The organism is Scytonema sp. UIC 10036, assembly GCF_009725235.1.
In genome coordinates this window covers 1-9,812 of sequence record NZ_WJFC01000329.1, presented here as the reverse complement: position 1 = coordinate 9,812, position 9,812 = coordinate 1, and the positions used below count along the sequence as shown (strand labels likewise).

Sequence of the window (9,812 nt, the reverse complement as noted above, 5' to 3'; positions counted from 1 at the left end):
GTATTAAGTATACTTCCAGTTTAGTGATGTTTTGGATGTCCTCTGACCTTGTTCTCCCTCTAATGTTGCGGTCTAGAGGGAGATTTTTTTATTGAAATATAGGGACTATACAGACGAAGCTTACCTGCGTGGGCTAAAGTAAAATAAAGCTTTTTAAAGAATTGTAAATTTTAAATGTTCTTCTTTACTTAAAGTGATAATAATTTTAATATCAATTGAAAATCAACCTCAATAAAATCGCAAACACTCCAATCTCTCTTACATCCAATCTCTCTTACAATAGGAGTCTTCTTGCCTGTTAAATGCTGTGCCAAGATCTGCCACGCTTATCTGTGAGGGCGATGGAGGAGTTTATAGTAAATCAAAGGTAACTCAAATGTCTTCAGGACTAGAGCAAGATGATTTTGAGGCATTACTAGACTACTTGAGGCAAAAACACAACTTTGATTTTAGCAGTTATAAAAGTAACAGCTTAAGGCGTCGAATTTATTATCGGATGCGACAAATATCCATCCAATCCTTCAGAGAGTACAAAGACTATTTAGAAGAGCATTCAGAAGAAGTTACTCACGTTTTCAATGCCCTACAGATTAGTGTGACTAGCTTTTTCAGGGATAAAGCTGATTGGGATTATCTCAGCAGTCAGATTGTTCCTGAAATCATTGCAAGTAAGTTACCAGATGAAGACATCCGTGTGTGGAGTGCAGGATGTGCTTTTGGACAAGAGACTTATACTTTAGCAATGATTTTGGCTGAAAGCGTTGGATTACAACAGTTTCGCCAAAGGGTAAGAATTTACGGCACAGATATAAGTGAAAAGGCACTGAATCAAGCCACCCGTGGCAGTTATCTCAGTGATGAAGTCAAAAATATTCCCCAGTCTCTGTTGAATCGATATTTTGAACTAGCCAATAACTATTATGTTTTCCGCCATGACTTACGCCGCTCCATTATTTTTCAACATCACAATATAATTCACGACACTCCAATACCTCGGATTGACTTATTAGTATGCCGGAACACATTGATTTATTTCAGTCAAGAAGCACAAACTAGAACTTTAGTACGCTTTTACTTTAGCCTTAAGGAGAGCGGTTTCCTCTTTCTTGGTAGTAGTGAGACGGCAGCTAATTCAAACCTCTTCACAACCGTAAATATTACGCATCGCATTTTTGCCAAGGTGCCGCAGCCTCATTTCAACCCTCAGCTATTAGTCCAGGCATTTAAACAAATTTAATGAATTCTAAATATAGCAGTCTCGTCTGTCCTAAGTCAAACTCTCGTTCCCAGGTTCTACCTGGGAATGCAGATCGCGAGGCTCTGCCTCGCTTACCTAGTTGCACACTGGAGGCGGAGCCTCCCTTAAGGCATTCCCAGGCGGAGCCTGGGAACGAGGTGAGGGGTCAGACCCACCATTCGCCAACGGCATCCGCAGAAGTTGTCGGGGATCTGAGCTTCTATTCTCACAAATCAAGATTGTTGCCTGCTTTTCTCCTGCTTTCTAGAACTAAATCTGAATAGACTGGCTGCAAACAGAGCTTGAGTGTTGGCAAAGTTAGCTTGAGCTTCAATAAATCTTTTATGATTGTTAGCGCTCATCTTTAGGTTTTCTGCCTTTAACTCTGCTAAATAACACTTTTCCTCTGCTAGTTGTTCAGCAGTCCAATTGTTATTTTTTTCAACAAGAGGTTGGGGAGTTACTATACCCGATCCTATTTCCGTGTCGGGTTCTACGGGTTCTAACTCAATTAACTCGTTCTCAATCTCTGGCTCAATGGCTGGCTTGCGATCGCTTGCAGGCTCCATACCTAAAGCTTTCTGGACTGCCTCAACAACTTCAAAATATTTTTGAATCGCCTGATATGGTGTAATTGGCTCGGAGATTGACTCTGCCATCGTTGTTTTCAAGTCTGGGGTACTTAGGTCGTCACTCATCTAAAAACCTCCGGGAGTGTGGAAACCGCGCACCTTCAGGTCGCGTAGGAAACACGACACGAGCTAATTTATTAGTCATCCTCTTACGGGGTTGGATAAGCAGAGGAGTAGTGCCTGTTTCTTCAGAGCGGGGTGCTGACCATAGATACACACTCTCATATATATTGACAGATTTTTTGACTTATTTGACAATTTTTTTTCTGCTTGACAAATCTTTAAATTCAGCCATCAAAATAGAGTTGCTCTAACTATTCGTCATGAGCTACTGACACTAGGACAAATAAAAATACTTTTCGTCCCTTCTGCATAACTGTCCTCTGCCTTTTTTATAATAAATCCATTCTCTGGCTAGAAGTTAAACGCAACAAGAGTCGTTACTTTAAATCAATCTAAGCCACGCATGACAGAGTTTGTTTGTCAACCTAGTGATGGCAGAAGCAACAGAATGAGGTTGTTGTGGTTGATATCTTCGCTCGCAACTTCGTATTATCTCAACCTCCTGCAAAAGCAGGTTCTTGAGCATACCTTCTTGTAAATGCACTTGGCTTGTCCTGTAACTCAGTCATGTAAGCACAAGCCATATCCGATGAGTTATGCGCCCAACCAACTCTTCCTTGCCGATCCAAAAGGATACAGCCTGCTTCTCCTTCTACCCTAGAGGCTAAAAAGTCAATGGCCATCTGTGCTGCTTCGTCTGGGTGTCTGTCTCCAGTAAGGAAATCAATCGCAGTTTTAGATAAAACAACTGGAATAATCGACTCGCCATCACCTGTAGTTGAGCATGCACCAAGTCGATTATCAGCGTATAAGCCAGAGCCAACAACTGCAGTGTCACCAACGCGACCTGCGGGTTGATTTGTGGTGCCGCCCGTTGAGGTACCAGCCACTAAGGTACCGTTGCTATCCAAAGCTACACAGCCAATAGTATTGGGGCGATCGATAACTTCCTGCTCCTCTTCCCATTGTTGCTGCTGCTCTTCAGCAATTAAGTTTTCTTTTGCACACATTTCGGCTCCGTTTTCTGCGGCATAGCGTTCTGCACTTTGCGCTACAAGCAGCATTGGTTTTTTATCCATAATCTTACGCGCTACCGAGATAGGATGGCGCACACCTTGAACTGCCGCGACTGCTCCCCAGCCTAAGGTAGCACCTTCCATGATTGCTGCATCTAGTTCTACCTCTCCCTGAGTGTTAAGAACTGCACCAAAACCTGCGTTAAATGTAGGATCTGCTTCAAGAACGCGAATTGCTGCCTCAACAGCTGCTCCAGCACTACCCCCTTGCTTCAGTATTGCCCAACCTGCTTCTACAGCTGCCAAGCAGCCTGCATTGTTCGCGTCTACTTTTTCCTTTAAAATCGTTTTTGCTCCACCGTGAACAATAATGCTTATTGTCATAAATTTCCTGGAATTTTGATGAATGTTATCTGTAATAAAGTTGCCAAAAATTAGCTCAAAAAAGCTTTGTCTTGAGAGCAATAGTAAAGCGATCGCTTCTTCTCAACAACCTTTTTCACTTTCTGACTCCCATCTGACTACAAGATGACTTAAAGGCGCAGATATTGGCGAGCTTCGCTCACTATATAAAAATCGGTAGTACCAGAGAGACAAGAAAGTAATTGCTTGAAAAATAATGATGGTTTAATTTACCTACCTGATTTAAAAAATACTGTTAATTTTTAATTTTAACCTTCTGTCAATAGGCGTATTTGTCAGCTTATCTATAACTTTAGATAATATTAATTTGATTTGTAATTGTCAATACATTTAAAATTTACACGGCAAGAAATAAGAGATGATTTATAAAGTAAACATTAAGACACTGTAGGTTGGGTTGAGGAACGAAACCCAACATCTAGAAGCATTTGTTGGGTTTCGCTGTCGCTCAACCCAACAAAGCTAAAATTCTCAGCCCTTGCAGTATTGGCACCAGTTCAATTCGATCTGACCAATATATTTTTATCAAACCAATCCAAAAAACTCGGTATTACCAGATTATCAAAATCTCCCTTAACCCTGTCATGTTCGGGAGCAGGTCCGTATAAATTATCAGGTGCATCCTCAGACTTTGGTTGTGAAGTGCGCTGTAGCCGGAAAGCCGCAAGTTGCAACAAAGAATTTACAAGTGTTGGCGAAAGTCGCTGTAGAAAATCCAATGCCCTAGCCGCATCCCCAACTAAGATATCGCGAGTTGGATGTTCTGCAACATGAAGGATAGCGTCAGCCACAAGACTGGGTTGATATAGGGGAGGCATTCCTACTGGTTTCACATTACCTTGTGGCTTTGAACACAAAATATTAAGTAACGAGTTTCAATTGTCCTCGTTCCCAGGCAGAGCCTGGGAATGCGTAGAGCGAGGCGGAGCCTCCTGTTAGGGATTTCCAACAAATAAACCATCTATCTTGTGGAACGGGCGAGGACGCCCGTTCTATATTTATGGCGGGCTAGAAGCAGTTTGACACGCACACCACAAGAAATTTTGGGAAATTTTTTTATTTGGAAATTCCTTACTGGAGGCGGAGCCTCCTGATAAGGCATTCCCAGGCAGAGCCTGGGAACGAGAAAGGTAGGGCTTTAGCCCTACCTACGGTTTTGTCATGAAAGTTGTATAAGTTTTAATTTCTGCTAGGTAAAATTAAACCAAAAGGGTTTTTCGATTCACTCCCCCCGCACCAGAACCACAATGAATTTTAGTCAGTTACTTGATGAGAAAATAGACATCATCATCCAAAACTGGGTTGAAGCTGTTCGCCTGGATCGACAAATTTCGAGTACCAATAATTTACCGCATTCAGCTATACGGGATCACCTTCCTGATGTTCTCAAAGCGATGACAACCGTGCTTTCTCAATCCCAGAAAAGCGATATTGAGTCCATCGTGCAAAACAGCCTCGAACATGGTGTTTTACGTGCTGCACAAGGTTTCACTCCATCAGAAATTGCACGCGAGTATCGTCTGCTACGTCAAATCATCTTTTCTACTCTAGAAGCAGACTTAGTCAACGGTACAGTTCGAGAAGTCATACGAGTTCATAGAGCAATTGACGAAACTATCGACGAAGCTATTGGTCAGTGCTTTAAAAGTTATGTAGATGAACGCTTGCAGGAACTACAGCAGCTACAAAGTCAGGCAGAGTTAACCAATCAGGAACTGACTCGCTTGGTAAAAGCCAATCAGGAAAACCTTTCTCAACTAGCCCACGAACTCAAAAATCCTCTGAATTCAATTATTGGATATTCGGAGTTGATTTTGCGATCTTCTCAAAAGAATACTGAGGCTGAGAGTACTTTTCGCCATATTGAACATATTGAGCGAGTACTACGTAACGGCAGACAGTTACTGCGCCTCATCAACGATGCTCTAGAAATCTCGCGGTATCAGGCTGGGAAGATGGAACTGCATCCAGTACCAACAGATGCGTGTTCTTCCATTGATGATGTGGTTAAAATGTTGGAGCCTCTGGCTAGTGCAAAAGAGCTAGAGATAGTCGTTGATTGCAATTTTGCGCTCGGCGAGCGCTCCACTTCACACCTACTTAAAACAGTAGTAGTCGATCCGCTCAGATTACAACAAATCGTCACAAATCTTCTCAGCAATGCGATTCGTTACACAGAGTCAGGAAGCATCAAATTAAGGTGCGGGATGCTACCTGACAACCAGTGGTGTATCTCGGTGAGTGACACAGGAGTTGGAATTGCACCAGAAGATCGGGCGCGTATCTTTGATCCCTTCTTTCGATCTGAGAATAGTGTTACCCACCTAGTGGATGGTACTGGCTTGGGGCTAGCAATTGTCTCGCAGTTGGTAAAACTTATGCAAGGAAAAATAGAGTTAGTTTCGCAAGTAGGAGTTGGCTCCACTTTCACTGTTATTTTGCCTGTCAACTCAAGCTTGAAGACTAAAGAATGAAAGATGAAATATGTAGAGATTTTTTAATTTTTTCTCTTCAAACTGTAGGACTCAGATTATCTTTTAATCGTAAAAATGCTTTAATTCTTGCCATGAGTTCATCATAGTCAATGGGCTTGCGGAGAAAGTCATTAGCTCCTAAATTTAATCCTTCAGGTATATCAGCTTCTATATAAGCCGTAATCAGAAGAATAGGAATAAAAGGTAGTTGTTTATTCTCCCGAATACGCCGAGTGACTTCGTAACCATTTATTCCCGGCATCATCGCATCAAGCAAGACCAGATCGGGCGGTGATGCTTCTATCATGGCTAACCCCGTTTTGCCATTGCTAGCAACCTCAACTACATACCCTTCTTCTACCAAAACTGTCTCTAAAAGATAGAGATTATCTGGCGTATCATCTATAACTAAGATGCGTTTAGCTTGAGGTTTAGCTTGAGAAGATGACATAAAATTAAGTTTCCTTTTGGGTAAAAAGGTTTGTTTCAGTCTTGCGCCCAACCACCATCAAGCAAGGAGGTAGGGTATAAGGTGGCAGCGATCGCAATTCTGAAATCAGTTTGCTTTATAGTAGCTATTTATTAACTGACTAACCTCTTACCTCAGGAGAGTCTCGCTTTCAGCCAATCGGAAATAGATGGAGGTAGATCCCTCTGAACTTTACTGCTGACATATATCCCAACGTGTCCCACAGGAAAAGCGCAAACCGTATAGTCCTTGCTGCCAACGTATTTCTCCAGAGCCAAGGAGGATGCAGGGGGAACTAGATGATCTTGTGTTGCGTAAACATTCAAAACCGGGATGCGGATATTCCCCAAATCAACTCGCTTGTCCCCAATCTTAATTTCACCTTTAATCAGTTTATTTCCTTGGTAAAAGTCCTTAATAAACTGTCGGTAAGCTTCACCAGCTTGATCGGGGCTGTCAAAAATCCATTTCTCCATCCTGAGAAAGTTGACAAGCTTCTCTTCATTGTCAATTATCTCCAGAAGGTCAATGTACTTTTTCACTCCTAACTGGAATGGCTTCAGCATGACAAACACAAAGTTTAAGAAGTCCCCAGGAACATTGCCAAAAGTATCGACTAGACGATCTACATCCAAAGCCTGCGATCCTACAGTGCATCCACTCCAAACATTCAACAGCCCTTCTTTGACGTGAAAATCAACTGGCGTAACCATTACAATTAGATTTTTCACTTTCTTAGGGTAGAGGGAACTGTAACAAAGGCTAAAGGTTCCCCCCTGACAAATCCCTAATAAATTGATTTGCTCTAGATTGTGTCGCTTGCGTACTACATCTACACAGTTATTGATATAACCATTGATATAGTCATCAAGGGTTAGCCACATATCGCCCCGACTTGGATAACCCCAATCAATAACGTAGATATCTAACCCAAGTTTGAGCAAGTTAGCAACAAGCGATCGCCCTTCCTGTAAATCAATCATATAGGGGCGGTTGACTAGAGCATAAACAATGAGGAGAGGTATACGACCAGACATGGTATACTGTGTCTCGTCATGAGGCTGAAAACGGTACAGCACCACTTTATCCTCCCGGTAAACCTCTTCCTTGGGGGTCACACCGATTTGAATGTCCTCTTCACCCAGGCGAGACAAGGTATCAAAGCCCTTAACCAGCTTCTGTAGTATCTCAAATGACACGTTCTTTGTACTTGCTTATTCGATTTGCACGTCACTCTGAGATTGTAGCAAAGCTTTTTTTAAGCTTTTCACATCCTTTCGCAATTCATAGAGACTGCGATGGAGTTCATCAAGTTCGCTACGAGTTGGTTGGTTATTCATTTTAAGAAACATTTCTACCAGTTGTTGCTGTTGTAGCCGCCAAGCGATCGCTGCATTCAAAAATTTTCCCTGAATCTGAAGAGCGTCTTCGGAACCAAAGCTCCGGGCAAATACTGTGTCAAATATACTACTCCAATTCCGAAGAAAATCCTGCCAGTTGTTAAGGGTTTCTCCCTGGTTTTGAGAATTTACTAACTTTTGCGTAAATTCTTCAAATGCTTTTACCCAGATATCAAGCAATAGTAACAGATAATCACAGCTTGCCTGACTCAAGTTTATCCAGACATTAAAAGTCTGAAGCAATTGGTTAAACTCATCAGAACTCTGGCGGTGTGTGAGCATCAAGTTTCGCCTCTCATCTCAGTAACTACTACATAGCATTTAATCGCTTTCTGACAGAAACCAGGTCATGCTAGAACGATCCCGGATGCATCAGCGAAGTTGAGAAATGGAGCAAGACCGCCATGTGCGTTACCACCTGCGCCGTGCAGCATCAGCACGAGTGGTGCGGGTTGAGAAGGTTGGTAGTTTTTCGGTACGTAGAGGAAGCCGTCACGCTTGGTATCTAGTTCTAGTGGTTGCAGACCGAGTAGCGGAGTTCCTACTGGCTGCGTTGGTCGTGACAGCAATCTTCCCTGAGTTGCTGTTTGCGCGAGATGGTTCACTTTATCTTGTGTCATCAATTCATTCCTCGACCTATGTTGATTGGGGTGGGTTGTTTTTCTTAGTGCAGTGAAACATCCTACGCCAATGCTCAGTCAGTACCGTCGTATTATGGGTAAGTCCAAAATATTTTTCAACCACAATATTTATTAATAATATTTTTATTTAATTTTATCATTTTTTAAGAATATTGATGACAAAAATCTGAAAATAAGCCATGAGTGAAAAATCACAAATGAAATCTCATCTAATTGTTTAAAATAATGTGTTCATCATTACAATTAAACTTCACATTAGATAAGTCTTTTAGTAGAACTATATGCAAAGCTTACTAATCCTTAAGGATGATGTCGTAAGTCGTAATTATTTGGAACTATAGCAGCAGTCATCCTTAAAGATACCGCACCAGAAACTCATGCAATCAGAAGAAATCCCAACAACAAGAGTAGAGAATAAAGCTCGCTCAATAGATAACAAGTTTATCTCTACAAGTTATCAACAACAAAGCGACTTAGAACTGAGCGATCGCATAGGAGCAAATAACGCTCTTACCCGCCAAGCCTCTCTTAATCCTCTAGTACGCAATAGTTTAATTCTAAGTATTTTAGTGTTGCTATTTGTTGCTTCCATTTACTACGGAGTTATCAATCCTTAAGTTGTTTTAAAGCAAAAGGTCATTTCATCTTAATCGCATACAAGGAAGCCATTTATCTAGCAACTTATCTAAAGGCAAAGAGCAGCGTAATCCTGGCTTTTAGTGTGGCAGCATTAGGAGCAGTCTTCAAAAATAAGGCAAGATACCATTTGTCTCAAAGAGATTAATTCATACCCTGAATGTCTTCCTCATGCAATAAAATTGTGGTTTCAGGACCAATTCTCCCCATCTCTGGTTCTGGACCCTTTGCCATTTCAACAGCATATTTCCAAGTGTAAGAATCTGGTTGATAATATAAAATTGTGCCTACACCTCCAAGGAAACGAACAACTTGACGCGTGTTGAATTTGGGAGGTACTATCAATTTGTTATTCACGATCGCAGATGCTCCTAATCAATTTGTTATTTTTTGCTTTTCATTAAATCATCATAAGTATTAACAAAAGAAATAACGTCTAACTAAAGAATTGAATAACTTTCTATCCGAAGTTAATTTGTTATTAAAATCATTTGTCATTTGAGATACATGGTTTTGCAATATTTGAAAAATTTATAAATAAATTTTGCTTGTTAAGTTGGCTTAGAACCGCGACTTATTAAAGAAGTCGTGGAGCTTGCAATCCCTCAAAATTAATTTGGTCAATTATTAGTTTGTAGTTATGATGTCTTTGTATGCATCCCCAACTACTAACGCATAGATCCATTCCTTAGGGCAGAAGTCTTGAAGAAGTAAGTAACTTATCTTATAAAAAAAGGGAGCGCAAGTTAAAGTTGCATAAGCAATATTTAACAAGAATCATTTATTTTCCCTACTTTTAAGTAGGGAAAATTATTAATTAA

At 41.1% G+C, this 9,812-nt stretch carries 11 protein-coding genes; 3 read left to right on the top strand and 8 right to left on the bottom strand.

What is annotated here, in order from left to right; translation table 11 throughout:
- Positions 1 to 376: 376 nt before the first annotated feature.
- On the top strand, positions 377 to 1,237 hold the full coding sequence (locus F7734_RS59065; RefSeq protein WP_155753478.1) for a protein-glutamate O-methyltransferase CheR: 861 nt from the start codon (positions 377 to 379) through the stop codon (positions 1,235 to 1,237).
- Positions 1,238 to 1,470: 233 nt separating this feature from the next.
- Here F7734_RS59065 and F7734_RS59060 read toward each other — a convergent pair whose 3' ends face one another.
- The 3 genes from F7734_RS59060 to F7734_RS59050 form a co-directional block, all read right to left on the bottom strand.
- On the bottom strand, positions 1,471 to 1,935 hold the full coding sequence (locus F7734_RS59060) for a hypothetical protein (RefSeq protein ID WP_155753477.1): 465 nt from the start codon (positions 1,933 to 1,935) through the stop codon (positions 1,471 to 1,473).
- A gap of 491 nt (positions 1,936 to 2,426) precedes the next feature.
- A complete protein-coding gene (locus F7734_RS59055; RefSeq protein ID WP_155753476.1) occupies positions 2,427 to 3,332 on the bottom strand; it encodes an isoaspartyl peptidase/L-asparaginase family protein in 906 nt (301 codons plus the stop codon).
- 536 nt (positions 3,333 to 3,868) lie between these two features.
- Entirely contained in the window at positions 3,869 to 4,204 is a 336-nt protein-coding gene (locus tag F7734_RS59050; RefSeq protein ID WP_207714476.1) for a hypothetical protein, read from the bottom strand.
- A gap of 414 nt (positions 4,205 to 4,618) precedes the next feature.
- Here F7734_RS59050 and F7734_RS59045 point away from each other — a divergent pair, with 414 nt between their 5' ends.
- Entirely contained in the window at positions 4,619 to 5,845 is a 1,227-nt protein-coding gene (locus tag F7734_RS59045; protein WP_155753475.1) for a sensor histidine kinase, read from the top strand.
- A 37-nt stretch (positions 5,846 to 5,882) separates the two neighbouring features.
- Here the strand turns inward: F7734_RS59045 and F7734_RS59040 are convergent, their stop codons facing one another.
- The 4 genes from F7734_RS59040 to F7734_RS62775 all read right to left on the bottom strand — a co-directional run bounded on the left by F7734_RS59040 (position 5,883) and on the right by F7734_RS62775 (position 8,334).
- On the bottom strand, positions 5,883 to 6,296 hold the full coding sequence (locus F7734_RS59040) for a response regulator (protein ID WP_155753474.1): 414 nt from the start codon (positions 6,294 to 6,296) through the stop codon (positions 5,883 to 5,885).
- Between the two features lie 152 nt (positions 6,297 to 6,448).
- Positions 6,449 to 7,513 (bottom strand): class III poly(R)-hydroxyalkanoic acid synthase subunit PhaC, encoded by a 1,065-nt coding sequence (phaC, locus tag F7734_RS59035; protein ID WP_166482821.1) that lies wholly within the window; start codon positions 7,511 to 7,513, stop codon positions 6,449 to 6,451.
- A gap of 15 nt (positions 7,514 to 7,528) precedes the next feature.
- The gene (locus F7734_RS64945) at positions 7,529 to 7,996 is read right to left on the bottom strand and encodes a poly(R)-hydroxyalkanoic acid synthase subunit PhaE (RefSeq protein WP_155753473.1); all 468 of its coding nucleotides are present in this window, start codon (positions 7,994 to 7,996) and stop codon (positions 7,529 to 7,531) included.
- 65 nt (positions 7,997 to 8,061) lie between these two features.
- Positions 8,062 to 8,334 carry a hypothetical protein gene (locus F7734_RS62775; RefSeq protein ID WP_207714475.1) on the bottom strand — a complete coding sequence of 91 codons (273 nt, stop codon included), beginning with the start codon at positions 8,332 to 8,334 and terminating at the stop codon, positions 8,062 to 8,064.
- A 398-nt stretch (positions 8,335 to 8,732) separates the two neighbouring features.
- On the opposite strand from F7734_RS62775, the gene F7734_RS59020 reads away from it, so the two are divergent.
- Positions 8,733 to 8,972 (top strand): hypothetical protein, encoded by a 240-nt coding sequence (locus tag F7734_RS59020; RefSeq protein ID WP_155753472.1) that lies wholly within the window; start codon positions 8,733 to 8,735, stop codon positions 8,970 to 8,972.
- A 163-nt stretch (positions 8,973 to 9,135) separates the two neighbouring features.
- On the opposite strand, the gene F7734_RS59015 is transcribed toward F7734_RS59020, so the two are convergent.
- Positions 9,136 to 9,348, bottom strand: coding sequence for a hypothetical protein (locus F7734_RS59015; RefSeq protein ID WP_166482819.1), 213 nt, complete (start codon positions 9,346 to 9,348; stop codon positions 9,136 to 9,138).
- Positions 9,349 to 9,812 lie beyond the last annotated feature (464 nt).

Bases quoted from the DNA above. Each gene is read 5' to 3' on its own strand.
- F7734_RS59065 (WP_155753478.1), top strand. From the start codon at position 377: ATGTCTTCAGGACTAGAGCAAGATGATTTTGAGGCATTACTAGACTAC.
- F7734_RS59060 (WP_155753477.1), bottom strand. From the start codon at position 1,935: ATGAGTGACGACCTAAGTACCCCAGACTTGAAAACAACGATGGCAGAG.
- F7734_RS59055 (WP_155753476.1), bottom strand. From the start codon at position 3,332: ATGACAATAAGCATTATTGTTCACGGTGGAGCAAAAACGATTTTAAAG.
- F7734_RS59045 (WP_155753475.1), top strand. From the start codon at position 4,619: ATGAATTTTAGTCAGTTACTTGATGAGAAAATAGACATCATCATCCAA.
- F7734_RS59040 (WP_155753474.1), bottom strand. From the start codon at position 6,296: ATGTCATCTTCTCAAGCTAAACCTCAAGCTAAACGCATCTTAGTTATA.
- F7734_RS64945 (WP_155753473.1), bottom strand. From the start codon at position 7,996: ATGCTCACACACCGCCAGAGTTCTGATGAGTTTAACCAATTGCTTCAG.
- F7734_RS62775 (WP_207714475.1), bottom strand. From the start codon at position 8,334: ATGACACAAGATAAAGTGAACCATCTCGCGCAAACAGCAACTCAGGGA.
- F7734_RS59020 (WP_155753472.1), top strand. From the start codon at position 8,733: ATGCAATCAGAAGAAATCCCAACAACAAGAGTAGAGAATAAAGCTCGC.